General features: G+C 56.1%; 27 protein-coding genes. 19 read left to right on the top strand and 8 right to left on the bottom strand.

Annotated elements, in window-relative coordinates:
* Positions 1-24: 24 nt before the first annotated feature.
* Complete coding sequence (locus TG4357_RS07965) at positions 25-1,251, bottom strand: argininosuccinate synthase (protein ID WP_058262315.1); 1,227 nt, start codon at positions 1,249-1,251, stop codon at positions 25-27.
* A gap of 174 nt (positions 1,252-1,425) precedes the next feature.
* Between TG4357_RS07965 and ilvA the strand changes: the two genes are divergently transcribed.
* Positions 1,426-2,673: a threonine ammonia-lyase IlvA gene (ilvA, locus tag TG4357_RS07960; RefSeq protein ID WP_058262314.1), complete on the top strand. Its 1,248-nt coding sequence runs from the start codon at positions 1,426-1,428 to the stop codon at positions 2,671-2,673.
* A gap of 21 nt (positions 2,674-2,694) precedes the next feature.
* Here ilvA and TG4357_RS07955 read toward each other — a convergent pair whose 3' ends face one another.
* Positions 2,695-3,027 (bottom strand): Hpt domain-containing protein, encoded by a 333-nt coding sequence (locus tag TG4357_RS07955; RefSeq protein WP_058262313.1) that lies wholly within the window; start codon positions 3,025-3,027, stop codon positions 2,695-2,697.
* A gap of 200 nt (positions 3,028-3,227) precedes the next feature.
* Here TG4357_RS07955 and TG4357_RS07950 point away from each other — a divergent pair, with 200 nt between their 5' ends.
* The gene (locus TG4357_RS07950) at positions 3,228-4,460 is read left to right on the top strand and encodes a fused response regulator/phosphatase (RefSeq protein ID WP_058262312.1); all 1,233 of its coding nucleotides are present in this window, start codon (positions 3,228-3,230) and stop codon (positions 4,458-4,460) included.
* On the opposite strand, the gene TG4357_RS07945 is transcribed toward TG4357_RS07950, so the two are convergent.
* A complete protein-coding gene (locus tag TG4357_RS07945; RefSeq protein WP_058262311.1) occupies positions 4,436-4,867 on the bottom strand; it encodes an NUDIX hydrolase in 432 nt (143 codons plus the stop codon). The genes TG4357_RS07950 and TG4357_RS07945 overlap by 25 nt on opposite strands.
* Positions 4,868-4,943: 76 nt before the next feature.
* Here TG4357_RS07945 and hslO point away from each other — a divergent pair, with 76 nt between their 5' ends.
* The 6 genes from hslO (at position 4,944) to TG4357_RS07915 (ending at position 11,418) form a co-directional block, all read left to right on the top strand.
* Positions 4,944-5,939 (top strand): Hsp33 family molecular chaperone HslO, encoded by a 996-nt coding sequence (gene hslO / locus TG4357_RS07940; protein ID WP_058262310.1) that lies wholly within the window; start codon positions 4,944-4,946, stop codon positions 5,937-5,939.
* Entirely contained in the window at positions 5,929-6,528 is a 600-nt protein-coding gene (locus tag TG4357_RS07935) for a CoA pyrophosphatase (protein ID WP_058262309.1), read from the top strand. Before hslO ends, TG4357_RS07935 begins: the two co-directional genes overlap by 11 nt.
* On the top strand, positions 6,525-7,670 hold the full coding sequence (locus tag TG4357_RS07930; RefSeq protein ID WP_058262308.1) for a CCA tRNA nucleotidyltransferase: 1,146 nt from the start codon (positions 6,525-6,527) through the stop codon (positions 7,668-7,670). Before TG4357_RS07935 ends, TG4357_RS07930 begins: the two co-directional genes overlap by 4 nt.
* A 64-nt stretch (positions 7,671-7,734) precedes the next feature.
* On the top strand, positions 7,735-9,588 hold the full coding sequence (locus tag TG4357_RS07925) for an ABC transporter ATP-binding protein (protein ID WP_058262307.1): 1,854 nt from the start codon (positions 7,735-7,737) through the stop codon (positions 9,586-9,588).
* Positions 9,589-9,625: 37 nt separating this feature from the next.
* A complete protein-coding gene (locus TG4357_RS07920) occupies positions 9,626-10,849 on the top strand; it encodes a class I SAM-dependent RNA methyltransferase (RefSeq protein WP_058262306.1) in 1,224 nt (407 codons plus the stop codon).
* Between the two features lie 74 nt (positions 10,850-10,923).
* Positions 10,924-11,418: a L,D-transpeptidase family protein gene (locus TG4357_RS07915; protein WP_058262305.1), complete on the top strand. Its 495-nt coding sequence runs from the start codon at positions 10,924-10,926 to the stop codon at positions 11,416-11,418.
* Positions 11,419-11,541: 123 nt separating this feature from the next.
* Here TG4357_RS07915 and dalA read toward each other — a convergent pair whose 3' ends face one another.
* The gene (gene dalA / locus TG4357_RS07910; RefSeq protein ID WP_058262304.1) at positions 11,542-12,057 is read right to left on the bottom strand and encodes a divisome-associated lipoprotein DalA; all 516 of its coding nucleotides are present in this window, start codon (positions 12,055-12,057) and stop codon (positions 11,542-11,544) included.
* A gap of 168 nt (positions 12,058-12,225) precedes the next feature.
* Here dalA and TG4357_RS07905 point away from each other — a divergent pair, with 168 nt between their 5' ends.
* Positions 12,226-12,828 (top strand): L,D-transpeptidase, encoded by a 603-nt coding sequence (locus TG4357_RS07905; protein WP_058262303.1) that lies wholly within the window; start codon positions 12,226-12,228, stop codon positions 12,826-12,828.
* A gap of 141 nt (positions 12,829-12,969) precedes the next feature.
* Positions 12,970-13,152: a hypothetical protein gene (locus TG4357_RS07900; protein ID WP_058262302.1), complete on the top strand. Its 183-nt coding sequence runs from the start codon at positions 12,970-12,972 to the stop codon at positions 13,150-13,152.
* Positions 13,153-13,238: 86 nt separating this feature from the next.
* Here TG4357_RS07900 and hemH read toward each other — a convergent pair whose 3' ends face one another.
* Positions 13,239-14,303: a ferrochelatase gene (gene hemH / locus TG4357_RS07895; protein WP_058262301.1), complete on the bottom strand. Its 1,065-nt coding sequence runs from the start codon at positions 14,301-14,303 to the stop codon at positions 13,239-13,241.
* 182 nt (positions 14,304-14,485) lie between these two features.
* Entirely contained in the window at positions 14,486-15,301 is an 816-nt protein-coding gene (locus TG4357_RS07890; RefSeq protein WP_058262300.1) for a methyltransferase domain-containing protein, read from the bottom strand.
* Positions 15,302-15,315: 14 nt separating this feature from the next.
* Here TG4357_RS07890 and TG4357_RS07885 point away from each other — a divergent pair, with 14 nt between their 5' ends.
* From TG4357_RS07885 to TG4357_RS07870, 4 genes are read left to right on the top strand one after another with little or no spacing between them, the layout of a single operon-like run.
* Positions 15,316-16,047 (top strand): ComF family protein, encoded by a 732-nt coding sequence (locus tag TG4357_RS07885; protein ID WP_058262299.1) that lies wholly within the window; start codon positions 15,316-15,318, stop codon positions 16,045-16,047.
* Between the two features lie 40 nt (positions 16,048-16,087).
* The gene (gene grxC, locus TG4357_RS07880) at positions 16,088-16,345 is read left to right on the top strand and encodes a glutaredoxin 3 (RefSeq protein ID WP_058262298.1); all 258 of its coding nucleotides are present in this window, start codon (positions 16,088-16,090) and stop codon (positions 16,343-16,345) included.
* A gap of 2 nt (positions 16,346-16,347) precedes the next feature.
* Positions 16,348-17,181 carry a carbon-nitrogen hydrolase family protein gene (locus TG4357_RS07875; protein WP_058262297.1) on the top strand — a complete coding sequence of 278 codons (834 nt, stop codon included), beginning with the start codon at positions 16,348-16,350 and terminating at the stop codon, positions 17,179-17,181.
* A complete protein-coding gene (locus TG4357_RS07870) occupies positions 17,178-17,618 on the top strand; it encodes a MarR family winged helix-turn-helix transcriptional regulator (RefSeq protein ID WP_058262296.1) in 441 nt (146 codons plus the stop codon). Before TG4357_RS07875 ends, TG4357_RS07870 begins: the two co-directional genes overlap by 4 nt.
* A 25-nt stretch (positions 17,619-17,643) precedes the next feature.
* Here TG4357_RS07870 and ubiG read toward each other — a convergent pair whose 3' ends face one another.
* Positions 17,644-18,390 carry a bifunctional 2-polyprenyl-6-hydroxyphenol methylase/3-demethylubiquinol 3-O-methyltransferase UbiG gene (gene ubiG / locus TG4357_RS07865; RefSeq protein WP_058262295.1) on the bottom strand — a complete coding sequence of 249 codons (747 nt, stop codon included), beginning with the start codon at positions 18,388-18,390 and terminating at the stop codon, positions 17,644-17,646.
* Between the two features lie 49 nt (positions 18,391-18,439).
* Here ubiG and pip point away from each other — a divergent pair, with 49 nt between their 5' ends.
* The 5 genes from pip (at position 18,440) to infB (ending at position 25,035) form a co-directional block, all read left to right on the top strand.
* Positions 18,440-19,423: a prolyl aminopeptidase gene (gene pip, locus TG4357_RS07860; protein ID WP_058262294.1), complete on the top strand. Its 984-nt coding sequence runs from the start codon at positions 18,440-18,442 to the stop codon at positions 19,421-19,423.
* Positions 19,424-19,677: 254 nt separating this feature from the next.
* A complete protein-coding gene (rimP, locus tag TG4357_RS07855; RefSeq protein WP_058262293.1) occupies positions 19,678-20,268 on the top strand; it encodes a ribosome maturation factor RimP in 591 nt (196 codons plus the stop codon).
* A gap of 4 nt (positions 20,269-20,272) precedes the next feature.
* The gene (gene nusA, locus TG4357_RS07850) at positions 20,273-21,892 is read left to right on the top strand and encodes a transcription termination factor NusA (RefSeq protein WP_058262292.1); all 1,620 of its coding nucleotides are present in this window, start codon (positions 20,273-20,275) and stop codon (positions 21,890-21,892) included.
* Between the two features lie 22 nt (positions 21,893-21,914).
* Positions 21,915-22,535, top strand: a complete 621-nt coding sequence (locus TG4357_RS07845; RefSeq protein WP_058262291.1) for an RNA-binding protein — start codon at positions 21,915-21,917, stop codon at positions 22,533-22,535.
* A 10-nt stretch (positions 22,536-22,545) separates the two neighbouring features.
* A complete protein-coding gene (gene infB / locus TG4357_RS07840) occupies positions 22,546-25,035 on the top strand; it encodes a translation initiation factor IF-2 (protein ID WP_058262430.1) in 2,490 nt (829 codons plus the stop codon).
* Positions 25,036-25,115: 80 nt separating this feature from the next.
* On the opposite strand, the gene TG4357_RS19675 is transcribed toward infB, so the two are convergent.
* Positions 25,116-25,253 carry a hypothetical protein gene (locus TG4357_RS19675; protein WP_168370974.1) on the bottom strand — a complete coding sequence of 46 codons (138 nt, stop codon included), beginning with the start codon at positions 25,251-25,253 and terminating at the stop codon, positions 25,116-25,118.
* Between the last annotated feature and the right edge of the window lie 22 nt (positions 25,254-25,275).

Genomic DNA, 25,275 nt, shown 5'->3' with positions numbered 1-25,275 from the left:
GGCTGTGACAATTGTGACTTGGCGTCAGCCTTTCAACCGACGATTCCGTGCGGCCAGCAGTTTCAAGCGCAGCGCATTGAGCTGGATGAATCCTGCAGCGTCTTCCTGATTATAGGCACCGGCATCTTCTTCGAAGGTCACATGCGCTTCGGAATAAAGCGAATGATCCGACCAACGGGCAACGGTGAAGGCCGACCCTTTGTAAAGCTTCAGCTTTACGGTGCCGGTGACGTGCTCCTGCGACTTGTCGATCAGGGCCTGAAGCATTTCACGTTCAGGGCTGTACCAGAAACCGTTATAGATCAGTTCCGCATAGCGCGGCATGATCGAATCCTTCAGGTGACCGGCACCGCTGTCTAGCGTGATCTGTTCGATACCACGATGGGCTTCCAGCAGGATGGTGCCGCCCGGGGTTTCGTAGATGCCGCGCGACTTCATGCCGACGAAACGGTTTTCCACGAAATCCAGACGGCCGATGCCGTGCTTGCGGCCATATTCGTTCAGCTGGGTCAAGATTGTTGCGGGCGACATCGCCACGCCGTTGATCGCCACGGCGTCGCCCTGCTCGAAGGTCACTTCGATGAATTCGGGCTCGTTCGGTGCATCTTCGGGGTTCACGGTGCGCTGATAGACGTAATCGGGCGCCATTTCGGCGGGATCTTCCAGAACCTTGCCCTCGGACGAGGTGTGCAGCAGGTTGGCGTCGACCGAAAACGGCGCTTCGCCGCGTTTGTCCTTGGCGATCGGGATCTGGTTCTGTTCAGCGAAGTCCAGAAGCTTGGTGCGCGAGGACAGGTCCCATTCGCGCCATGGCGCGATCACCTTGATATCGGGGTTCAGCGCATAGGCTGCCAGCTCGAAACGCACCTGGTCGTTGCCCTTGCCTGTGGCACCATGAGCGACCGCATCGGCACCGGTTTCTTCGGCAATCTCAACCAGACGCTTGGAAATCAGCGGTCGCGCGATCGAGGTGCCCAGCAGGTATTGCCCTTCGTAAACGGCATTGGCGCGGAACATCGGGAAGACGAAATCGCGCACGAATTCTTCGCGGACATCCTCGATATAGATGTTTTCGGGTTTGATCCCCAGAAGCTCGGCCTTCTTGCGGGCCGGGTCCAGTTCTTCACCCTGACCAAGGTCGGCGGTGAAGGTGACGACTTCGCAGCCATATTCGGTCTGCAGCCATTTCAGGATGATCGAGGTATCGAGGCCACCGGAATAGGCCAGGACGACTTTCTTGGGCGCGGACATGGGAGCTCCTGATCTGTCAATTTTTCAAAGCGCGATACCGGGTTTTGCTGTCAAGGGCAAGGTGGCGCACTGTTTCGGACCCAACTGCCGGTTTCGCAAACCGGTACAGTATACTTCTGTCTACTTCGGTGCACGGTATTGCCTTGGACTGACTTATGCGACACTCAGGAACGCATGAGCGATTTTTTGAAAAAAGCCCGGGTGGCTGAACAACAGATGCGGGCACTGTTTCCGGCGACGCCCTTGCAACGCAACGATCATCTGTCGGCGAAATATGGTGCCGATATATGGCTCAAACGCGAAGACCTGAGCCCGGTGCGCAGCTACAAGATCCGCGGCGCTTTGAATGCGATGGGCAAGGTTTTGGCGGCCGATCCGTCGCGCGATGTCTTTGTTTGCGCCAGTGCCGGAAACCATGCTCAAGGCGTGGCTTTTGTCAGCCGTCATTTTGGGGTGAAAGGGGTGATTTTCATGCCGGTCACCACACCGCAACAGAAGATCGACAAGACCCGAGTTTTTGGCGGCGACAATATCGAAATCCGCCTGATCGGAGACTATTTCGATGACACGCTGGAGGCGGCGCAGGCCTATTGCACCGAAGCCGGCGGCTGTTTCCTGTCGCCGTTTGACGATCTGGACGTGATCGAAGGGCAGGCGAGCGTCGCCGTTGAAATGACCACACAGTTGGGCCGTGCGCCGGATCTGGTTGTGTTGCCGGTGGGCGGCGGCGGGCTGTCGGCCGGGGTCACCCGGTATCTGGACGAAGTGTCGCCACAAACCGAAATCCGCTATGTCGAACCGGCGGGAGGGAAAAGCCTGAAAGCGGCGCTGCGGGAAAAACATCCGGTCAAATTGCACAAGGTCGACAGCTTCGTCGATGGCGCCGCGGTGGCACAAATCGGTGCCTATCCTTTCGAAATCCTGGCGCATACCAACCCCGACCACGTGCTGGATGCGCCCGAAGACCGAATCTGTACCACGATTTTGGAAATGCTGAATGTCGAAGGTATCGTTCTGGAACCGGCCGGGGCGCTGTCGGTCGATTCATTGACCGATCTGCGCAGCGAGATCGCCGGTAAAACGGTGGTCTGCGTCACTTCGGGCGGAAATTTCGATTTCGAACGCTTGCCCGAAGTCAAGGAACGGGCACAGCGGTATGCCGGCTTGAAAAAATATTTCTTGCTGCGACTGCCGCAGCGCCCCGGTGCATTGAAAGAGTTTCTGAATGTCCTGGGACCGGATGACGATATCGCACGGTTCGAATACCTGAAGAAATCAGCGCGCAACTTTGGGTCGGTTTTGTTGGGAATAGAAACCAAAAATCCGGAAAATTTCGAAGCGCTATATGCACGTCTGGACGAAGTTGGATTCACCTATCAGGATATCACCGATGACGAAGTTTTGGCCGAATTCCTGATCTGAGACTGCGACAAATATCACGCCCTAAGCGGCGAATTTTCGGGGTAATTCATCCAGGAATTCTGTCAGCGATTGATCAAAGCAGATCAGAAGCGCCTGCATTTCCACTAAATCACGCTGTTCGTTGGCAACATGACGTTCTGCCGAATGGCATTTTTCGGAAAAATCGCTGAAACCCAGATTCAACGCGCTGCCTTTCAGGAAATGCAGGTCGGATTCCAAGTCGTCCGGGTTGGGATTATGGCGGAGATTTTCGATCACGCCATGGACTTCGTCCAGAAACAATTCCACCACTTCGTCAAAATCATCGGTGCCGATTTCATCGCGCAATTCAGCGACTCTTTTCCAATCAATCATCGCACCCTCCTATCATTTGCCCATCTTCCGGCCCGGGTCTTAAAAAAGCCTGACCAATGTTGAATAAAGATCCGCAGACTAAATATTTTACAGCTTGTTAAACCGTAGCCGGTACTTCCTTGCAGAGGCTTGATCTACAGGAGTTGCCTTTGTCCCTAGCGCCCCAAACAGCTGATTCTGCGGCGGTCGATCTTCGACAAATGCGGGTTCTCATCGTTGATGACAGCAAATTGCAAAGGCGAATTTTGACCGCATCTTTGCAGCGTTGGGGATATCAGACGGTTGAGGCAGAATCTGCCGAAGAAGCGTTGGAGAAATGCTCTGAAGAAATGCCCGACATGGTGCTGAGCGATTGGATGATGCCAGGCATGGACGGGCTGGATTTCTGTCAGGCCTTCCGCAAGCTGCCGCGCCAAAGCTATGGCTATTTCATCCTTCTGACTTCGAAAAGCGAAAAGGAAGCGGTTGCAAAGGGGTTGGATTGCGGGGCCGACGATTTTCTGACCAAGCCGGTGAATGCTTCGGAATTGCGGGCCAGATTGAATGCGGGTGACCGCGTCTTGCAAATGGAACGTGAACTGACCGAAAAAAATGCGCTGATCAGCCAGACCCTGAAGAAACTGCAGTGTCTTTACGACGATATAGAACGCGATCTGATCGAGGCGAAGAAGCTGCAGCAATCCTTGATGCGCGAAAAAACCCGAGATTTTGGGACAGCGACGGTGTCATTATTGTTGCGGTCCAGCAGCCATGTTGGCGGTGATCTGGTTGGCTTTTTTCCGATCAACGATGCCAAAATGGGTGTCTATGCCATCGATGTGTCCGGCCACGGGATCAGTTCGGCTTTGTTGACGGCACGATTGGCCGGACATCTTTCATCGACAGTGCCGGAACAGAACGTCGCCCTGACAAAAGATGAAAATGGTAATTTCGTGCCGCTGCCGCCGACCGAGGTGATTACCAAACTGAACCGAATGGTTTTGACTGAAATGGAAACCGAACATTACTTCACCATGTTGCTGGCTGAACTGGATCTTGAAACCGGCAAGGTCAGCCTGGCCCAAGCGGGGCATCCCTATCCGATCGTTCTGCGTGCCGATGGGCGTTGTAGCGAAATCGGCGTTGGCGGGATGCCCGTTGGCCTGTTGGAAGATGCCAGATTTGAACAGTGTGAGTTGACACTGAATCCGGGCGACCGTTTGATCATTCAATCTGATGGCATCACAGAATGCACGGATTCCAAGGGCAACATGCTGGAAGCGCACGAGCTGCACAGAAATCTGAGTGCGGTCCGCGAATTTGAGGGGCCGCAGTTTTTGGATGCGTTGGTACAGCGCCTGTCGGAATTTACCGGATCCGACCAGTTCGATGATGATGTTTCTGCTGTTTTGCTTGACTATCGCGGTGGTCAGAATTGCGCCAGAAAATGTTGATCCCCGGGATTTCCGAGCGCATCGACAGCCAAAGCGAAAGGCATCCAGATCGCGCTGTGACCCGGTTCTGTTGGGTCGTGCAGCCGGCGGATGGGTCGGGCGACATAGATGGTGCACAGCTTTTCGGCCCAAATGTCGTAGTCCGGCATGAAGGTGAACCGGCGAAACGCGCCAAGCCGCCGAGGCGCGGCAATCGTCCAACCGGTTTCTTCGATCACTTCGCGGTGCAAAGCATGCAAGGGCGATTCGCCCGGTTCAATACCGCCGCCCGGTAATTGAAATTCCGGATAGGGTTGTGACTGATGCGTCAGCAGAACCTGATCACCCAATGGCAGGATCGCATAGGCGCCGTGTCGCAGGGTGTAAACCCGCCCGGATTCGGGTGGGCTTCCGAAGCGTCTGATCATCCTTGAGTCCTTGGAGTGTGTCTTGCCGCGCCTATATAGTCGCTGTATGCCAAGGCTAGGCGCATAAGGAAACCCCATGACTCTTGGATCGAAAATCGCTTGGGACGATACTGTATTGCCGTTCCAGCTGGACAATTCGGATATTCGCGGCCGCGTGGCGCGGCTTGACGGCGTGTTGGGCAATATTCTGAAACAGCATGATTACCCGCCCGTGGTCGAAGCGTTGGTGGCCGAAATGGCATTGCTGACCGCATTGATCGGACAGACGATAAAGCTGCGATGGAAGCTGTCGCTTCAGGTTCAAACGAAGGGTCCGGTGCGGATGATTGCAACCGACTATTACGGCCCTACCGAAGAAGGTGAACCGGCGCGGATCCGGGCCTATGCCAGCTATGACGAAAAGCGACTTACCGATGCCGCGCCGTTCGATCAGGTCGGTGAAGGCTATTTTGCCATAATGATTGACCAAGGTACCGGCATGGTGCCGTATCAGGGGCTGACACCTTTGGCGGGCACGTCGCTGGCGGATTGCGCCGAAGCCTATTTCGCCCAGTCGGAACAATTACCCACCCGGTTCGAATTGAGTTTCGGCAAATCGACCGAACCGGGGATTGGTGAACATTGGCGTGCCGGTGGGGTGATGATCCAACATATGCCAAAGGCATCACCTTTTGCCAAAGGGTCCGAAGCCACGGGTGAGGCTGGTTTGCTGCATGCTCGGGATCTGATCGATGGCGAAACAGAAGAAAACTGGAACCGGGTCAATATCCTGCTTGATTCGGTCGATGATATGGAACTGATCGGCCCGCAAGTGTCGGTGACTGACTTGCTGGTTCGGTTGTTTCACGAAGAACAGCCGCGGGTTTTTGATGCGCAGCCGGTGCGCTTTGGCTGCACTTGTTCCGAAGACCGGGTGCGTCAGACCTTGTCGATCTATTCGGCCAAAGACATCGCTACGATGACGACCGATGACGGTCGCGTCACCGCCGATTGTCAATTCTGCGGCGCGCATTACGACCTTGACCCGGCGACGGTCGGATTCGAAGCGACAAAGGCACCGGATGATGATTGATCCGCTCGACCCGGTGGTGCGCGCGCTGGGTCGTCCCAGCGCCGCGTCGTCGGATTTTGACCTCAACCCCGAATTCGTACCGCCCAAAGGGCGTAAATTACGCGCCGCAGGGGTTTTGGTAGGTTTCGTAGAGCGACAGGGTGATTTCAGGGTAATCCTGACCAAGCGGGCATCGCATCTGAAACACCATCCGGGACAGATTGCTTTCCCAGGAGGCAAGCAGGAAGAGAGCGACGCCGACGTCGTTGCCGCTGCATTGCGCGAAGCACATGAAGAGGTCGGGTTGTTGCCCGACATGGTGCAGGTTCTGGGGCAGCTTCCGGCGCATGAGACCGTAACCAGTTTTCATGTCACACCGGTTCTGGCGCGGGTGCATTCGGATTTTTCCCCCCATCCCGAACCCGGTGAGGTCGAGGAGGTGTTCGAAGTGCCGCTGACACATCTCAGCAATCCGGCGAATTTCCTGATCCAATCACGCCGCTGGCGCGGGCAACAAAGGCACTATTTCACCGTGCCATTCGGCCCATATTATATTTGGGGGGCAACTGCGCGCATACTTCGCGGACTGGCAGATGGGATGGCGGAATGAAGATTTCAGACGCGTGGATCACCCAGCCTGAAACACAGGCGGTTTGTCGCGTCCTGACCGACGCAGGGTATCAGGCGTATTTCGTTGGCGGTTGTGTGCGCAACGCGTTGCTGCGCACTCCGGTCAGCGATCTGGATATTGCCACCGATGCGATTCCGCAAAAGGTGATCGATCTGAGCCGCGAAGCGGGATTGAAAGCAATCCCTACGGGGTTAGACCACGGTACGATCACGGTGGTTTCGGGTCACATACCTCACGAAATCACCACGTTTCGCCATGATGTGGAAACCGATGGTCGCCGCGCCGTCGTGGCCTTTTCCGCCCATATGATCGACGATGCCAAGCGGCGTGATTTCACCATGAACGCGCTTTACGCCGATCCGAAGGGGGAAATACTCGATCCACTAGGCATGGGGATCGACGACCTATCCAACCGACGGGTCCGGTTCATTGAAGATCCCGATCTGCGCATCCGCGAAGACTACCTGCGCATTTTGCGGTTTTTCCGTTTTCACGCTTGGTATGGAGATCCGTTCGGCGGCCCAGATCCCGAAGCCTTAGCGGCGATCGCAGCAAATCTTGATGGGATAGGGTCGCTATCGCGCGAACGGATCGGGGCGGAGATGCGTAAATTGCTGGCTGCCCCCGAACCGGCGCATTCTGTCGCGTCGATGCGAATGACGGGGACTTTGGCGCGGGTGCTTGAAGGTGGTGATGATCGTGCGCTGGGATTGCTGATATCGATCGAACAACATTTTCACCTGGCCCCCGACTCAATGCGGCGGCTGGCTTGTCTGGGCGGCGATGGTCACGGGTTACGTCTGTCGAATGACGAAAAAAGGCGGCTGGCGGTACTGCGTGATGGCATTGGGAGTGGTGAAGCGGCCGGCGTGTTAGGGTATCGCCATGGCGCCGAAATGGCGGTCAGCATCTTGGCGTTGCGCGCGGCGATGTTGGAACAGCATCTGGCAGAAAGTGATGTCGCGGCAGCGAATTCGGCAGCAGATCAGAAATTTCCGGTCAAAGCTGACGATTTGATGCCGGACCTTCAAGGTCCGGCGTTGGGCGCACGGTTGAAACAGCTGGAAACGAAATGGATCGCATCCGGCTTCACCCTAACCAAAGCGCAATTATTGGCCTGATATTCCCTTGCCCGATGTAAATGCGGGCTATTTGATAGCAGGTAAGTTCGTTAGATTGTTTACCATGACTTCTTTCCGTTTGATTGATCCGTTCCGGCCATCCGATCGGCCCCCGCCGCAGAAACTCGCGGCCTTCATCCGTTGGGCGCTGGCCGATGCTTGGGGCGCGGTGGGGCTGGCGACGCTGTTGTCCTGCGCCTCCGGTGCCTTCGATGCGGGTACGGCCTATCTGCTGGGTCGCGTGATCGACAGCGCGGTTGGCGGTTCGCCGGACAGCTACTTTTTAGGCTCTAACATGGCTCTAATTGGGTTTAGCGTCGTGTTTTTCATCTTAATCCGTCCAGTTATTTTTGGCCTGTCGGCGCTGGCCAATGGGGTGATCCTGGGACCCAACATTTCGCCCTTGGTGTTGTCGCGACTGCATCGCTGGACGCTGGGCCAGTCGGTGGAATTTTTCGACAATGATTTTGCCGGGCGCATCGCGCAAAAACAGATGCAGGCGGCGAATGCGCTGGCACAGGTGACGTTGGAATCGATCCATGTGGTGGCCTTTGCCATGGCTTCGGTCGTAGGATCGGTGGCGTTGCTATTGACCATCGATTTCCGGGTCGCTTTGGCCTTTTTGGTCTGGTTTAGTCTCTATATAGTATTGATCCGTTGGTTTTTGCCCCGGGTACGTAAACGCGCTGGATCACGGGCTGGGGCGCGGGCGGCCGTATCCGGGCAAGTGGTCGATACGATCACCAATATCAAGACGGTGAAATTGTTCGCGTTGGCGGATCACGAAGACCGCGCGGCGCTGGGCGCGATGGATGTATTTCGTGACAAGGCATTGCAATTTGGCTGGCTTGCGACCGGGTTTCGGTTGTCGCTGATGTTCGTGGCCGGGTTGCTGCCGATCATTCTGATCGGAACGACCTTGTGGTTTTGGTCACAAGGTCAGGCAACGACAGGGGAAATCGTGGCGGCGGGGACGGTTTCGCTTAGGCTGTCGCAGATGACCGGATGGTTCAGTTTTTCGCTGATGGGAATCTATGCCAGCATGGGTGAGGTCGAGGATGGGATGAAAACCCTGACGCCTCGGGTACGGTTGGAAAACGCGGACAATGCATCGCAATTGCAGATCAGCAAGGGCGAAATCGAATTGAACCATGTCAGTTTCGCCTATGGCCGGGAAATCGGTGGGGTCAGTGATATCGACCTAGTGATTCATCCCGGCGAAAAACTGGGGATCGTCGGGGCCTCGGGCGCGGGGAAATCGACATTGGTGGCACTTCTTTTGCGTCTCTATGATCCCGAAGATGGTCATCTGGAAATCGACGGACAGGATCTTCGCGAGGTGACACAGGAAAGCCTGCGGCAGCAGATCGGAATGGTGACGCAGGAAACCGCGATGTTCAATCGTTCGGCCCGGGACAATATCCTGTACGGTCGACCCGATGCCACAGAGGCCGAGATGATCGCAGCGGCGCAAAAAGCCGAAGCGCATGAGTTTATTCAAAACCTCCGCGACCACGCCGGGCGGGACGGATACGAAGCGTATCTCGGTGAACGCGGGGTGAAGTTGTCGGGGGGACAACGGCAGCGCATTGCGCTGGCCCGGGCGATTCTGAAAGACGCGCCGATTCTGGTTCTGGACGAGGCGACCAGCGCTTTGGACAGCGAAGTCGAAGCCGCGATTCAAACCGCACTGGAACGGGTGATGGAAGGCAAAACCGTGCTGGCCATCGCCCACCGCCTGTCCACTATTTCGCAGATGGATCGCATTATCGTGCTGGATCAGGGTCGTATTGTCGAACAGGGAACGCATTCCGAATTGCTGGCCAAATCGGGGCTTTATGCCCGCTATTGGGACAGGCAATCGGGCGGGTTTATCGGTTCGGATGTGCACGATACCTCTGGCGTGGCTGCTAAATAGGGCTTCCGGCACGGAGATGGACGGGGTATTTGGCTGCATGGATGAATTCACGATTACAAGACTTGGCCATCGGGGCGATGGTATTGCGGACGGGCCGGTCTTTGCACCGATGACCTTGCCGGGCGAAATTGTCAGCGGCACGCTTGATGGGGATCGGTTGCGCGATTTGCGGATCGTGACACCGTCATCCGATCGCGTTGCCGCCCCCTGTCGACATTACAAAAGCTGTGGCGGCTGCCAGTTGCAACATGCCTCGGATGCGTTTGTCGCCGACTGGAAGGTCGATGTGGTGCGGCAGGCGCTGACGGCGCAGGGGCTGAACGCAGAATTCAGACCCATCGTGACATCCCCTCCCCAGACACGCCGCAGGGCTAGCCTGTCTGTGCGCCGTACCAAAAAGGGGGCGATGGCCGGGTTTCACGCCAAGGGATCGGATGTGATCATCCAGATTCCCGATTGCAAACTGCTGCATCCCGGCTTGTTGGTGGCCATTCCGGTGGCGGAAAAACTGGCGATGATCGGCGGCAGCCGAAAAGGCGAATTGAACGTTCTGGCGACCCTGTCGGAAACCGGGCTGGATATTGCGGTCAGGAACGGTAAGCCGTTGGATGAACCGTTGAGATTGGCGCTTTCAGCCGAAACAGAGACGCACAAGCTGGCGCGGTTGTCTTGGGACGACGAAGTGATCGGTCAGCGTGAACCGCCCCTGCAACGCTTTGGCAAGGCGCTGGTTGCACCGCCGCCGGGGGCTTTTTTACAAGCGACACCAGATGGCGAAGCCACGTTGCTGGCCACTGTGCAGGAAATCGTAGGCGATGCGGCGAAGGTGGCTGATCTGTTTTCTGGCTGCGGGACATTCGCGTTGCCGTTGGCGGAACGGGCCGAAGTCCATGCGGTCGAAGGTGACGCAGCGATGGTTGCCGCGCTGGATCTGGGATGGCGGCGCGCAACGGGATTGAAGACGGTCAGCCATGAAGCGCGCGATTTGTTTCGTCGCCCGCTGATGCCGGACGAGTTGAAACCTTTCGGTGCCGTGGTGATCGATCCGCCCCGCGCCGGTGCCGAAGCGCAGGTTCGGGAATTGGCGCAATCCGACGTGGCCCGGATCGCTTTCGTGTCCTGCAACCCGGTCACATTCGCGCGCGATGTTCGCATATTAACTGACGCTTCATATATTTTGCATTGGATTCAGGTCGTCGATCAATTCCGGTGGTCTGCACATGTTGAACTCGTCGCGTTCCTAACGCGGCAAAATGTGTAGAAGATCAATATAAGCTACTCTTTTAGACCGTTTTGGGGTATAAATGGCTAAAAAAGAGAACGAGGCAGTAAAAAATGCGGGTTATCAAGCTGTTGATGATGGCTGTGGTATTGTTTGGCCTTGCGGCCTGCAGCACCAAGTTCAAAACCTATAAAGGTGAGGAAGTCACCGGTGTCGTCGTGCAGAAACAAAAGCGGATGATGCACCTTGTATCCAAGAACAGGACGCTGAAAAGTTATCAAATTGGATTGGGTTTCGCGCCGGACGGGGACAAGATCCGCCGAGGCGATGGCAGAACCCCAGAGGGCCATTACAGGATCAACCGTAGAAACCCCAACAGCCAATATTACCTGTCATTGGGGATTTCCTATCCGAACGATTCCGATCGTCAGATCGCAGTGGAAGCGGGTGACAATCCCGGGGGCGATATTTTCATTCACGGCCGTCCGCAGAATTTCGACAAGAAAGAACGCGACTGGACAGCAGGCTGTATCGCCGTAACTAATCGAGAAATCGAAGAAATCTATGCGATGGTTCGCGACGGTACGCCGATTTCGATCTATCCGTGAAATCTGCACGGCATTCCGGCGAAGATTTCTGAAAATGTGCGCGCCGTGTCTATCGACGCGATTGTGGTTAGGGCGCGAAGGTAAAGTTAAATTCGTCGCGCCCCAAACGGCCAGTGGTAATTGTCAGGACTGACTTCCTAAAACCAGCGTCCACCAGATTTTGCCATTGGATTCTTGATACCAGGAAAATCCTACATCCGTCACGGTTGGATCCAGAATCACCCGGCGTGTATCTGTTTGATCCATCCAAGCGCCCAGCGTGACGAGTTCAGTTTCATAGGTTTCCGAAATGTTTTCGCCGCGGAATTGACCCTCAAACCCGACACGTTTGACCCGGTCCAAAGGTGACGAGCCATCAGACCCGAAATGCCAGGGCCGGTTCTGCACCGACATATCGCGTGAATGTGTTGCTGCTGCGGCGTTTAACTTTGCGTTCAGTTCCACAGGTCTTGCCCCGGCGGATTTGCGCAGAGCATTGATCGAATCAAGCATCCGGTACTGGATCGCAGAGGCATCGCTGACTCGGATACGATAAAGCTTTGGCGAGGAACGGCCACCAAAGCCTGTGTCCGATGCCATGTCAGTACACGCTGAAAGCGTCAGCACAGAAATTAGAACAAGACCAATAAGTCGCAACATTTCTTCACCATTCGAATGAGTCTGGGATAGACCTAACGCGCAAGGCGTTGCGATTCAAACCCACATCGGTGTGAGTTGGCCGAATAACAAGCGTTTGATTTGCGACTGAGGCATTCGCGCCATAATATAGCGCGAAATCGCGGAAGTAACTGCGAAAGGAACCTTTCGATGACGGAATATACTGTGAACAAGATGAATCGACGACGTTTTATGGCTGCGACCGCAGCCGTAATTGGCAGTCCAGCCCTTGCTCAAAATGTGGACGGTGCGGGGTCCGTTGAGGTGGAAGAGGACGTTTCGCCAACCGTTCGGCATAATATTTCCAGTTTCCGCGCGCTGGATTGGCACCCCTATTTTAGCTCGCTGAGAAATGGCGCGGTCTTGGTGGACGTCGATTCCCGGGCTCTGCATTTTTGGTCTGAGGATGGGGAGACATACAAACTTTACCCGTCCAGTGTGCCACTGACCGAAGAATTGACCCGTCGCGGTCGTACCAGCGTGGTGCGCAAGGTTGTCGGCCCTGAGTGGCGACCGACGCCGTCGATGAAAAAGCGTAACCCGGAATGGCCTGACTTCATTCCGGCAGGGCCGGAGAACCCACTGGGAACACACGCGCTGTACCTGAGTTGGACGTATTACCGAATCCACGGCACCCACGACACGAGAAAAATTGGTCGTCGTTCGTCAAATGGCTGCATCGGTTTGTATAATGAACATATTGCCGAATTGTTCGGGCTGACGAAAGTTGGCACACAAGTGTTGCTAATTTGACGATACCGGGGCCAATTACGGTAGAAGCGCGCTAAGTTGAGTTTGCATTTGACTCGATTAGCTGGTTAGACATTATCATGAAGTAAGTCTTGGGGGCTTAGTGCCTTCTCATCGGTGCTAAGCAAATATCTGGAGGATATTATGAAAAAACTCGTTCTGGCCGCCACTCTGGCCGCCACCGCTTCGACTGCATTTGCCGGCAACATGGCAGAGCCGATCATCGAACCCGCAGTGATCGTTGAAGAAGCTTCCAGCTCTTCGACTGGCGGCGTTCTGCTTCCGCTGGTTCTGCTGGCTGTGATTGCTGCTGTTGCTGCTGACTGATCAGTCTGGCACATCTTGAATGAAAAAGGCGGTGGTGTTCCACCGCCTTTTTCTTTTTCCGCTGTACGGTCTTCTCCTGTTTCAGGTCAGTCCAGCCAGCCCTTTAGGTTTTCCTGGACTAGTTCCGCCAATGCTTGCATATGCAGGGGATCGGCGTTCAAGCAGGGGATGTAGGTGAACTTTTCGCCCCCCGCATCTTCAAAACTTTCCCGGATTTCTTCGTTGATTTCTTCCAAAGTTTCGATGCAATCAGCGGCAAAAGCGGGTGCGATCACCGCAATATTCTTTTTGCCTTCTTCCGAAGCAAGACGCGCGACTTCTTTCACAGTGTAAGGGCGCAGCCATTCTTCGGGGCCAAAAACAGATTGGAAAGTGGTTGTGATCCGGGTGTCATCCCAACCAAGCCGTTCCTTGAGCAGCCGTGTGGTTTTCTGACATTTGCAATGATAGGGATCGCCTTGCATCAGATAGCGTTTCGGCATCCCATGGTAGGACACGACCAGTAATTCCGGCTTGTCTTCTGCTGCCGCATAAGCTTTTTCGACTGACTGCGCCAAGGCTTCGATATAGCTTGGATGGTCAAAGTAGTCCGGCATGGTACGGACGGCGGGCTGATAGGTTTCTTTCATCAAAGCGCGGAAAAATTGATCGTTGGCGGTTGCGGTCGTGGCACCGGCGTATTGTGGGTAAAGTGGGAAAAACAGGATTTTGGTACAGCCCGCCTGAACCATTTCGCTAACTTTTGATTCGGTCGAAGGATTGCCGTATCGCATACAGAAATCTACCATGACATGATCACCATAGCGTTCGCGCAAAAGTTCGGCCAATGCCGTGGCCTGTTCCTTGGTTATGGTCAGAAGCGGGCTTTCGTTCTTTTCTTCGTTCCAGATCGAGCGATAGGCCGCGCCCGACGTGAAAGGCCGTTTGGTCAGGATGATCAGTTGTAGCAATGGTTGCCATTTCCAGGACGGATAATCGATCACCCTTTTATCGGACAGGAATTCGCCAAGATATCGACGCATCGACCAATAATCAGTGCTGTCCGGTGTGCCCAGATTGGCAAGCAGAACCCCGACTTTTTCGGTCGGGACCATGGGATGATCGCTTGGGGCGTGCGCTGGGCGTAGGGCGGTGTTCGAGGCGTCCGGCATCAGGTGTCCCTTTTTTGACTAAGCCTAGGCAACCGACATAAACGGTTGAACGCCTAGGTCAATGTGAACGGCTGTATTCGAGGCTGGAATGGGGCCAATTCCCGCAGGCAGGAATTGGGGGTTTTGCCCCACTTGCCCCTTGGGCAATTCACCCCAGAGTATTTTGAACAAGATGAAACTGTTCAGAATTGGCCTTCCTTCGTGCCCAGCGCATCGGCAAGGCGGGCGGTGGCGCTTCCGGGACGCAATGGTTTTGGTTGGCTGTCGTCAGGTGCCCAACCGGTCAGGAAAACAAGTTCGAAAGTTGCCGGGATACGACCGGATTCGGCGCTGTGATGGGCTTGATAAATCTCGGCTGCACGGGCCAGGATCGAAGGTCGGGTTGCATGGCGCGCCCGACCGGCAAGCGCGTTGGATTCACCCATCGCGCGCAGGTCGCGCATAAGGTGGAATGGGGTTTGATAGCTGACATTGAGCGCCAAATTGTCCGCCACGGGCAGGGCCAATCCGGCCCGCTGCAGCAATCCGCCCAGGTCACGGATTTCCGCCATCGGTAAAATTCGGGGAGACAAGCCGCCGGTTTTTTCAACTTCGGCTTCTGCAAGGGCGGCGCGCAATTGAAACAGGGTCTGACCAGCAAGAAGCGCAGCCAGGAAAAAACCATCGGGTTTAAGCGCTCGGCGGCATTGGATGATCTGGCCAACCGGATCGTTTGCCCACTGCAAGGACATGGCGTGGATCACCAGATCATGCGCCTGTTCGCCTAGCGTCAGAACATCTTCATCCGGCACTATCGTGGCCTCGGGCAGGGCATTGGCCCAAAAGTCGGGAAATCCAGTGACGATGGCCGGTTTCTTAAAGGTTCTGTTAACCATCGCCAACCGATGCTGGAGTTCTTCCAGTGCAGTTTCGTGCAGGAACAGCGCAGGGTCGCGCATGGCGCGGGCGCGGTTACGCAGAAGGGCTGTGCGATCAGTCAGGCGGTGCGCATCGGTCATGGGGTGTAGATAGAATGGCTTGGACGAAGTTTCAAACCGTCTTGCGGGTTATATATCCGCCCCGGTGTTTGAATTGTGGGGATATCGTTGAAAGCGAATACGGACTGTGCGGAACGTGTTGGCGCGATACACCATTCATCGGCGGGCTATGCTGTGAAGCTTGCGGAGCGCCCTTGCCGGGCGAAGCGGGGATTGGGCTGGATCTGTGTGATGAATGTTTGCGGTTGCCACGGCCCTGGTCACGGGGCCGGGCTGCACTGCTATATCAGGACAATGGCCGCAAGTTGGTGTTGGCGCTGAAACATGGGGACAGGTATGACATCGCTCGGCCTGCTTCGCGATGGATGCAAATTGTGGCGGGTCCGATCCTGACGCCCGATATGTTGATCGCGCCGGTGCCGTTGCATTGGCTTCGCCTGATGCGGCGGCGGTTCAATCAGTCGGCCTTGCTGGCCGAACGATTCGCGCAACTGACGGGGCTGGAGTATTGTCCTGACCTTCTGCAGCGGTGCAGATCGACCAGATCGACCAAGGGGCAGGGGTTGGAGCAGCGCTTTGCTATCATGCAATCGGCGTTTCGCGGACACCCCCGCCGGGCGCACTTGATTCCGGGTCGGCATGTTTTGCTGATTGATGATGTCATGACCACCGGTGCCACTTTATCTGCCTCGACCGATGCTTGTTTGGCGGCAGGTGCAGCGCAAGTTTCCGTGTTGTTGCTGGCGCGCGTTGCCAAGGCTGCCTAAATGAGGGACAAATCATCCGTCAGTTTCAGGAAAGACCCACATGCCAACCATTGAAATCTATTCCTCGCCGCTTTGCGGTTTTTGCCACGCGGCCAAACGATTGCTGAAAGAAAAGGGCGTCGAATTCACGGAATACAACGTGCTGACCAATCCAGCGCTGAAACCGAAGATGATCGAACGCGCCGGTGGCAGCCGTACGGTGCCGCAAATTTTCATCGATGAACGTCATATCGGTGGGTGTGATGAATTGTACGATCTGGAGCGGACAGGCCAGCTTGATCCACTTTTGGCAGGCTGAGCATGACCCGCGCCGCACTTCTACAGCTGAACGCTTCGGACGATCCCGAAACGAACCTACCTGTTACCCGCGGTTTTTTGCGTGAGGCAGTAGAAGGTGGCGCGGATTTCGTGCTGACGCCCGAGGTGACCAATTGCCTGTCTTCCAGCCGGTCCCAGCAACAAAAGGTGTTAAAGCATCAACATGATGATCCGACATTGGCGGCGCTGCGCGCGGACGCCAAAGAGTTCGGGATCTGGATCCTGATCGGATCATTGGCGCTGAAAACGGATGATCTAGATGGGCGGTTTGCCAACCGGTCTTTTCTGATTAATCCGGGTGGGAATATCGCGGGTTGGTACGACAAGATACACATGTTCGATGTGCAAGTGTCTGAAACCGAGACGTATCGCGAATCGGACGGGTATCGACCCGGTAATCGCGCGGTCTGTGTGGCGACGCCGTTTGGCACGGTTGGCATGACGGTTTGTTATGACGTTCGCTTTCCTTATCTGCATCGGGCCTTGGCCAAAGCGGGGGCGGCAATCCTGACGGCGCCTGCCGCTTTTTCGCAGGTAACCGGCGCGGCGCATTGGCATACGCTATTGCGGGCGCGGGCGATTGAAACCGGGTGTTATGTTTTGGCACCGGCGCAGACCGGCACTCATGATACTTTAAATGGTCAACCGCGCCGCACTTACGGCCACTCGTTGGTTGTGGCGCCCTGGGGTGAAGTCATTGTGGACGCCGGAACAGAGCCTTGCGTGACATTCGTTGATCTTGATACCAAGGCGGTCATTGATGCCCGGCGAAAAGTTCCATCGCTGACCCATGACCGAAAGTTTGACGGCCCTTGAGTGACGAAACCTATTCCCTTGCCATCGCGTTGTTCAGCGAATTGTTGACTGCTGATCAGCTGGTGCGCAACCGGCTGTCCAAGGTGTTGCCCAAGGGGATGGAGATTTCGCATTTTTCGGTGCTGAACCATCTGGCGCGGGTGGGGGATGAACGCACACCCGCGCAATTGGCTAAAAGTTTCCATGTGACGCGTGGGGCAATGACCAATACGTTGTCAAAACTGGAATGGGCCGGATATGTTCATATCCGCCCCGACTGGGACGATGCGCGGCGCAAGATGGTGGCGATCAGCCCGGCCGGGAAACAGGCACGCGATGCGGCTCTGGCGGCGATTTCACCGATGATTTCCGAACTCGTTGGCGAATTGGGCGATGAAAAAGTACGCGCCGCCTTGCCGATCTTGCGGGAATTGCGGGTCAAGTTGGAGGATGGCTGAAGGCCACCACCCGAACCGAAACATGTCAGCCCGGTTTGATGCTGGCAGTGACGTAGTTCACGCTCAGGTCCCGGTCCGAAATCGACCATTGCCAGCTGATCGGGTTGAACACCATCCCCTTGCGATCTACCGGATTCAGCCCGGCATTGCGGATCAGATCGTAAAGTTCATCCGGTGTGATGAATTTCGCCCAGTCATGCGTGCCCTTGGGCAGCCAGCGCATGACGAATTCGGCGCCCACGATTGCCACGGCAAAGCTTTTGGGATTGCGGTTAAGGGTGGAACAGATCATCAATCCGCCGGGTTTCAGTAACTGCCGACAGGCAGTCAGATAGGTCAGCGGATCGGCCACATGTTCAACCACTTCCATGTTCAGCACAACGTCGAACTGTTCACCCGCCGCAGCCAGCTCTTCGGCCGTGACGTTGCGATAATCAATGTCGAGTCCGGATTGTTCGGCATGTACCTGCGCCACCGGAATATTGCCCGCCGCCGCATCGGCACCGACCACGGTCGCACCCAATCGCGCCATCGGTTCGGCCAGCAATCCGCCGCCACAACCGATATCGAGCAACCGTAACCCCGCGAAAGGCCGGTCCTGTGACAGGTCACGGCCGAATTCCCCGGCGATCTGCCCTGTGATATAGTCCAGTCGGCACGGGTTAAGCATATGCAGTGGCTTGAACTTGCCCTTGGGATCCCACCATTCGGCAGCCATCGCTTCGAATTTTGCGACTTCGGACGGATCAACTGTGGTTTGAGCGGTTTGCATTCTGCTCTCCATATGGTCTTCTAAGTCTATGCCACTATATAGGACGATCATGGACAAATTCTCGGGCCAAAAAAGCGCAGTTCATTATCTGCACCCGCCGATCGACCCGTTCGATCAGCGTATGCTAGACGTGGGCGATGGTCACAAGGTTTATCTGGAACAATCTGGCAATCCAGACGGGGTGCCAGTGGTGGTTTTTCATGGTGGCCCTGGGGGTGGCAGCAGCCCGGCGATGCGGCGCTATTTCGATCCACGTGTTTTTCGGGTGGTGCTGTTCGATCAGCGTGGCTGTGGCCGGTCCACGCCGCATGCAAGCATTGAAAACAACACAACATGGCATCTGGTCCGGGATGTTGAAACGATCCGGCGGGAACTGGGTATCGAAGAATGGTATGTTTTCGGCGGCAGTTGGGGGGCAACATTGGCATTGATCTATGCCCAAAGCCATCCAGATGTGATCAAGGGTTTGATCCTGCGCGGCGTGTTCTTGGCCACTCAGGCCGAGCTGGATTGGTTCTATGGCGGCGGCGCTGGTAAATTCTGGCCGGAAACTTGGGCGCGTTTCGCCGATTTGATCCCCAGTGAAGAACAAGATGACATGATTGCCGCCTATCACAAGCGGCTGTTTTCCGGTCATCTGCCGACCGAAACCAAATATGCCAAAGCTTGGGCGCAATGGGAAAATGCATTGGCGTCAGTTTATTCCACGGGGCATGGCGGCGACAGTCCCGGTGAATATGCCCGGGCTTTTGCGCGACTGGAAAATCACTATTTTTCCAATTCGGCCTTTTTGGAACGGGACGAACAAATTTTGCAAGATATGGGAAAAATCACCCATATCCCCGGTGTGATTGTGCAGGGGCGCTACGACATGATCTGCCCGCCAACATCAGCCTGGTCGCTGGCCAAGCGTTGGCCCAATGCTGATCTGAAGATGATTCGCAACGCCGGTCACGCGCTGTCAGAGCCAGGCATCAGCGCCGAACTGGTCCGGGTGATGGACCAGATCGCCGAAGAGGGCGGGTTGAACTGAGAAACAGCCGTCTGCAGCTTTGAAGATTCCGCGTTGCCTGGATTTGCTGGAGCAGGCCTGAAGGCTCGGATGAACAAGTTTTAAAATCGGGGGGTGGCGTATGTTGTCGGGTGAATCGATCAAGCTACGGTACCGGGGCTTGATCTACCTGACAAAGCGGCGTATATGCCCCTCAACAGCGGCGTGTCGGTCCTCTGACGCTCCACCGGGAAAGATCGACGGGCCGCGCGCCCGTTTTTTTGTGTTTGGAAGATATGACCAACGACCTGATAGCCAAAGCCGCGATGGACCGCCGTCTGGCCGAAATCATTACCCCCGTGATCGAAGACATGGGGTTCGAATTGGTGCGCGTGCGTCTGATGGGTGGTAAGACGCATACGTTGCAGATCATGGCCGAACGTCCCGAAGGCGGGATCGAAGTCGATGAATGCGCTAAAATTTCCACCGCCGTATCGGCGGTTCTGGATGTCGAGGATCCGATCCTGGATCAATATATCCTCGAAGTGTCCAGCCCCGGCATCGACCGCCCGCTGACCCGGCTGAAGGATTTCGAAACCTTCGAAGGCTACGAGGTCAAGATCGAGACGACAGAAATGATCGACGGTCGACGTCGTTTCAAAGGCATGCTGGCGGGTGTTGAGGGCGATGAGGTTCTGATCAATCTGGATCAGGACGGCGCTGAAGTGACCGTTGGGTTGAACTTTGATTGGCTATCTGATGCCAAGCTGGTTCTGACCGAAGACCTGATTAAAGAGATGCTCAAGCAGCGCAAAGCTGCCGGCACCTTGAATGAAGACTCATTTGACGAGATTGAAACCGAAGAACCCGGTTCTCAGGAGGACTAAAGACATGGCAATCACTTCTGCAAATCAGCTGGAGCTGTTGCAAACCGCCGAGGCCGTGGCCCGCGAAAAGATGATCGACCCGTCGTTGGTTGTTGAAGCGATGGAAGAATCGCTCGCCCGTGCAGCCAAGTCGCGTTACGGCGCGGAAATGGACATTCGGGTGGCGATTGATCGCAAAACCGGCCGGGCGACCTTTACCCGTGTGCGCACCGTGGTCGAAGACGAGGATCTGGAAAATTACCAGTCCGAACTGACCGTCGAACAGGCGCGGCAGTACATGGAAAATCCGCAAGTGGGCGATACCCTTGTAGAAGAAGTGCCCCCAGTTGAACTGGGCCGGATCGCGGCGCAATCGGCCAAGCAGGTGATTTTGCAAAAAGTCCGCGAAGCAGAGCGCGATCGCCAATACGAAGAATTCCAGGATCGCAAGGGCACCATCATCAACGGTGTGGTCAAGCGTGAAGAATACGGCAACGTGATCGTCGATGTGGGCCGTGGCGAAGGTATCCTGCGCCGCAATGAAAAGATCGGCCGCGAAAGCTATCGCCCGAATGACCGGGTGCGTTGCTTCATCAAGGATGTCCGCCGTGAAACCCGTGGGCCGCAGATTTTCCTGTCGCGCACCGCGCCGGAATTCATGGCCGAACTGTTCAAGATGGAAGTGCCGGAAATTTATGACGGTATCATCGAAATCAAGGCCGTCGCCCGTGATCCCGGATCGCGCGCCAAGATCGCCGTGGTGTCCTATGATAACTCGATTGATCCCGTTGGTGCCTGTGTCGGTATGCGCGGCAGCCGGGTTCAGGCCGTTGTGAACGAATTGCAGGGTGAAAAGATCGACATCATCCCGTGGAACGAAGATGTGCCGACCTTCCTAGTGAACGCGCTGCAGCCTGCCGAAGTCAGCAAGGTTGTTCTGGATGAAGAAGCCGAACGCATCGAGGTTGTGGTGCCGGATGAGCAGCTTTCGCTCGCCATTGGTCGCCGTGGTCAAAACGTGCGTTTGGCCAGCCAATTGACCGGTCTGGACATCGACATCATGACCGAATCGGACGAATCGGCACGCCGTCAGAAAGAATTCGAAGAACGTACCCAGCTTTTCGTCAACACTCTGGACGTCGATGAGTTCTTTGCTCAGCTGCTGGTCGCCGAAGGGTTCACCAACCTTGAAGAAGTTGCATATGTTGAACTCGACGAACTTCTGGTGATCGACGGTGTTGACGAAGATACCGCCCAGGAACTGCAGGCCCGTGCGCGTGACTTCTTGGAAGCACAGGCGAAAGCAGCCATCGAAAAGGCCCGTGAATTGGGTGCCGAAGACAGCCTGTTTGACTTTGAAGGTCTGACACCCCAAATGATTCAGGCCTTGGCCGAAGACGGCGTGAAAACGCTTGAAGACTTCGCAACTTGTGCCGATTGGGAGCTGGCGGGTGGCTGGACCACCGAAAATGGCGAACGGGTCAAGGACGATGGATTGTTGGAACCTTTCGACATGTCATTGGAAGAAGCGCAGAGCATGATCATGACCGCCCGCATCGCGCTGGGCTGGGTTGACCCTGCCGAGCTGGCGGCAGAAGAGGATGCGGCCGCAGGCGAAGAAAACGCCGAGGAGGCCGAGGCCTGATCGCAGGCCTCGGGGTAACCGGATGACGCGCGGCGGACGCAATAAGAACCGGGAAGACGGTTCCGAACGCAAGTGCATCGCCACCGGCGAGGTTCAGCCAAAATTTGGGCTGATCCGTTTTGTGGTGGGGCCAGATGGTCAGATCGTGCCGGATCTTATGGAAAAGCTGCCGGCGCGCGGTATTTGGGTGTCGGCGGATCGTGCTGCGCTGGATAAAGCGGTGAAAAAGGGGCTGTTCGCCCGTGCCGCCAAACAGCAGGTGACGGTTCCTGACGATTTATCGGATCTGGTGGAACAGGCGCTTGTGCGGCGGGTGGTTGATCTGATCAGCCTGGCGCGAAAAGGCGGCGAAGCTGTTGCCGGGTTCGAAAAGGTCAAAGATTGGCTGGTCAAGGACTATGCCGAGGTTCTGATTCAGGCCAGCGATGGGTCGGGTCGGGGCAAGTCGAAACTGCACACGCCTGATGGCGGGTCGTTTATTGGATGGCTAACGGCGGATGAGCTGGGCCAGTCCTTTGGGCGACAAACTGTAATACATGTGGCGCTAGGCGCTGGTGGTTTGACCCAGCGTGTAGTAGAGGAAGCCGCAAGACTTAAGGGTATGCGAGCCCTGGGCGGCGACGATGACCGCCGGAAAGGATGAAGAGAGCCAGATGAGCGACAACGACGGTAAAAAGACTTTGGGTGTACGTGGCGGGCCCCGTTCGGGGAATGTGAAGCAGAGCTTCAGCCACGGGCGGACCAAAAACGTCGTGGTGGAAACCAAGCGCAAGCGCGTTGTGGTGCCGAAACCCGGCGCAGCAAAGTCCGGCGCGGGCAAATCGGGTCAGACCGCGGGTGATCCGTCCAGACGTCCGGCAGGAATTTCGGATGCGGAAATGGAACGCCGGATGAAGGCGTTGCAGGCTGCGAAAGCACGCGAAGTGGAAGAAGCTGCAACGCGCGTCGCCGAAGAAAAGGCGCGCGAAGAAGAACGCATGCGCCGTCGCGAAGAAGCCGAAGCGAAGGAACGGGAAGAGCGTGAACGCGAACAGGCGCTGAAAGCCCGTGCCGAAGAAGAAGCCCGTAAGAAGCAAGAAGCTGAAGACGCAGCCAAGCGCGCTGCTGCGGCTGCTGCTGCACCACCTGCCGAAGAAAAAGGCCCCGCGCGGACGCAAAAAGCGGCCCCTGCCGGTGCTGCGCCGAACCGCAAGAAAGAACGCGAAGAAGATCGTACGCGTAGCAAAGCCCGTGATGACGGTCGTCGGTCGGGCAAGCTGACGGTCAATCAGGCGCTTTCGGGGCGTGAAGGTGGACGGACGAAATCGCTGGCCGCGATGAAGCGGAAACAGGAACGCGCCCGGCAGAAGGCTATGGGCGCTCCGGTTGAACGCGAAAAGGTTGTCCGCGACGTTCGTGTGCCCGAAACCATCGTGGTATCGGAATTGGCCAACCGAATGGCGGAACGCGTCGCTGATGTGGTCAAGTCGCTGATGAAGATGGGGATGATGGTTACTCAGAACCAACCCATTGATGCCGATACCGCCGAATTGATCGTTGAAGAATTTGGTCACCGCATTCAGCGGGTATCGGATTCCGATGTTGAAGACGTGATTCAGCATGTGGAAGAAGACGAAGGCGATCTGAAGCCGCGTCCTCCGGTCATTACCATCATGGGCCATGTCGACCACGGCAAAACCTCGCTTCTGGATGCAATCCGGAATGCCAAGGTTGTTTCCGGCGAAGCGGGCGGCATTACCCAGCATATCGGTGCCTATCAGGTGGAAACCGAAAGCGGGTCAACTCTGACCTTCCTCGATACTCCGGGTCACGCTGCCTTTACCTCGATGCGGTCGCGCGGTGCGCAGGTCACGGATATCGTGGTTCTGGTTGTGGCTGCAGATGATTCGGTCATGCCGCAGACGATCGAAGCGATCAACCACGCCAAGGCCGCCAAGGTGCCGATGATCGTGGCGATCAACAAGTGCGACAAACCTGCTGCCGATCCGAACAAGGTACGGGCTGAATTGCTGCAGCACGAAGTGATCGTCGAAGCAATGTCGGGCGAGGTTCAGGATGTGGAAGTGTCCGCCGTCACCGGTCAGGGGTTGGACGAACTTCTGGAATCGATCGCTTTGCAGGCTGAAATCCTCGAATTGCACGCCAATCCCGACCGTGCCGCAGAAGGCGCGGTAATCGAGGCTCAGCTGGATATCGGCCGTGGTCCGGTTGCCACCGTTCTGGTGCAAAAAGGGACTCTGAAACAGGGCGACATCTTTGTCGTGGGCGAACAATGGGGCCGTGTCCGGGCGCTTGTCGATGACAAGGGCGAGCGGGTGAGCGAAGCAGGTCCGTCGGTGCCAGTCGAGGTTCTTGGCCTGAATGGCACGCCGGAAGCCGGCGACGTTTTGAACGTGGTGTCAACCGAAGCTCAGGCGCGTGAAATCGCGGAATATCGCGAAAGCGCCGCCAAAGACAAACGTGCTGCTGCTGGTGCTGCAACCACGCTTGATCAGTTGATGCAGAAAGCCAAGGAAGACGAAAGCGTCAAGGAACTGCCCATTCTGGTCAAAGCCGACGTGCAGGGGTCTGCCGAAGCTATCGTTCAGGCGATGGAAAAGATCGGCAACGAAGAAGTCCGTGTGCGGGTGCTGCACTACGGCGTCGGTGCGATCACCGAAACCGATGTCGGACTGGCCGAAGCGTCGGGCGCTCCGATCATGGGCTTCAACGTGCGGGCCAATGCGTCGGCACGGAATTCGGCCAACCAGAAGGGCGTGGAAATCCGCTACTATTCGGTCATCTATGACCTGGTGGACGATGTGAAGGCGGCAGCCTCTGGTCTGTTGTCCGCGGAAATCCGCGAACATTTCATTGGCTATGCCCAGATCAAGGAAGTGTTCAAGGTTTCCGGCGTTGGCAAGGTTGCCGGTTGTCTGGTCACCGAAGGCGTTGCGCGTCGGTCGGCAGGCGTTCGCTTGCTGCGCGACGACGTGGTGATCCACGAAGGCAACTTGAAGACGCTGAAACGCTTCAAGGACGAAGTCAAAGAAGTCCAGTCCGGTCAGGAATGCGGTATGGCATTCGAAAACTACGACGACATCCGCCCCGGCGATGTGATCGAGATTTTCGAGCGCGAAGAAGTAGAACGCAATCTTGATTGATCCGTCGGGATCGATTTCGAAACACAAGAAAGGGGAGAGCAACAGCTCTCCCCTTTCTCTATTCCAGTAGATTTTGCGCTTCAGGCGGCCTTTTGCGACACCGGGTGACCTGCGAATTCCCTGTCACCGACCCGGACAAGAATTTTCCCATCCGGCAACCCCCGCACGAAGGTTCCCTGAACCGAAACATAATTTCCAATCACGATCGTACGAAGCATTGTCTAATCCTCCCCAAAAGAT

The organism is Thalassovita gelatinovora (assembly GCF_001458355.1).
Taxonomy (GTDB): Bacteria; Pseudomonadota; Alphaproteobacteria; order Rhodobacterales; family Rhodobacteraceae; genus Thalassobius; species Thalassobius gelatinovorus.
Note: the sequence above shows the minus strand (reverse complement) of the source record. Positions and strands in the feature narration are given on the sequence as shown.

Bases quoted from the DNA above. Each gene is read 5' to 3' on its own strand.
- TG4357_RS07965 (WP_058262315.1), bottom strand. From the start codon at position 1,251: ATGTCCGCGCCCAAGAAAGTCGTCCTGGCCTATTCCGGTGGCCTCGAT.
- ilvA (WP_058262314.1), top strand. From the start codon at position 1,426: ATGAGCGATTTTTTGAAAAAAGCCCGGGTGGCTGAACAACAGATGCGG.
- TG4357_RS07955 (WP_058262313.1), bottom strand. From the start codon at position 3,027: ATGATTGATTGGAAAAGAGTCGCTGAATTGCGCGATGAAATCGGCACC.
- TG4357_RS07950 (WP_058262312.1), top strand. From the start codon at position 3,228: ATGCGGGTTCTCATCGTTGATGACAGCAAATTGCAAAGGCGAATTTTG.
- TG4357_RS07945 (WP_058262311.1), bottom strand. From the start codon at position 4,867: ATGATCAGACGCTTCGGAAGCCCACCCGAATCCGGGCGGGTTTACACC.
- hslO (WP_058262310.1), top strand. From the start codon at position 4,944: ATGACTCTTGGATCGAAAATCGCTTGGGACGATACTGTATTGCCGTTC.
- TG4357_RS07935 (WP_058262309.1), top strand. From the start codon at position 5,929: ATGATGATTGATCCGCTCGACCCGGTGGTGCGCGCGCTGGGTCGTCCC.
- TG4357_RS07930 (WP_058262308.1), top strand. From the start codon at position 6,525: ATGAAGATTTCAGACGCGTGGATCACCCAGCCTGAAACACAGGCGGTT.
- TG4357_RS07925 (WP_058262307.1), top strand. From the start codon at position 7,735: ATGACTTCTTTCCGTTTGATTGATCCGTTCCGGCCATCCGATCGGCCC.
- TG4357_RS07920 (WP_058262306.1), top strand. From the start codon at position 9,626: ATGGATGAATTCACGATTACAAGACTTGGCCATCGGGGCGATGGTATT.
- TG4357_RS07915 (WP_058262305.1), top strand. From the start codon at position 10,924: ATGCGGGTTATCAAGCTGTTGATGATGGCTGTGGTATTGTTTGGCCTT.
- dalA (WP_058262304.1), bottom strand. From the start codon at position 12,057: ATGTTGCGACTTATTGGTCTTGTTCTAATTTCTGTGCTGACGCTTTCA.
- TG4357_RS07905 (WP_058262303.1), top strand. From the start codon at position 12,226: ATGACGGAATATACTGTGAACAAGATGAATCGACGACGTTTTATGGCT.
- TG4357_RS07900 (WP_058262302.1), top strand. From the start codon at position 12,970: ATGAAAAAACTCGTTCTGGCCGCCACTCTGGCCGCCACCGCTTCGACT.
- hemH (WP_058262301.1), bottom strand. From the start codon at position 14,303: ATGCCGGACGCCTCGAACACCGCCCTACGCCCAGCGCACGCCCCAAGC.
- TG4357_RS07890 (WP_058262300.1), bottom strand. From the start codon at position 15,301: ATGACCGATGCGCACCGCCTGACTGATCGCACAGCCCTTCTGCGTAAC.
- TG4357_RS07885 (WP_058262299.1), top strand. From the start codon at position 15,316: ATGGCTTGGACGAAGTTTCAAACCGTCTTGCGGGTTATATATCCGCCC.
- grxC (WP_058262298.1), top strand. From the start codon at position 16,088: ATGCCAACCATTGAAATCTATTCCTCGCCGCTTTGCGGTTTTTGCCAC.
- TG4357_RS07875 (WP_058262297.1), top strand. From the start codon at position 16,348: ATGACCCGCGCCGCACTTCTACAGCTGAACGCTTCGGACGATCCCGAA.
- ubiG (WP_058262295.1), bottom strand. From the start codon at position 18,390: ATGCAAACCGCTCAAACCACAGTTGATCCGTCCGAAGTCGCAAAATTC.
- pip (WP_058262294.1), top strand. From the start codon at position 18,440: ATGGACAAATTCTCGGGCCAAAAAAGCGCAGTTCATTATCTGCACCCG.
- rimP (WP_058262293.1), top strand. From the start codon at position 19,678: ATGACCAACGACCTGATAGCCAAAGCCGCGATGGACCGCCGTCTGGCC.
- nusA (WP_058262292.1), top strand. From the start codon at position 20,273: ATGGCAATCACTTCTGCAAATCAGCTGGAGCTGTTGCAAACCGCCGAG.
- TG4357_RS07845 (WP_058262291.1), top strand. From the start codon at position 21,915: ATGACGCGCGGCGGACGCAATAAGAACCGGGAAGACGGTTCCGAACGC.
- infB (WP_058262430.1), top strand. From the start codon at position 22,546: ATGAGCGACAACGACGGTAAAAAGACTTTGGGTGTACGTGGCGGGCCC.
- TG4357_RS19675 (WP_168370974.1), bottom strand. From the start codon at position 25,253: ATGCTTCGTACGATCGTGATTGGAAATTATGTTTCGGTTCAGGGAACC.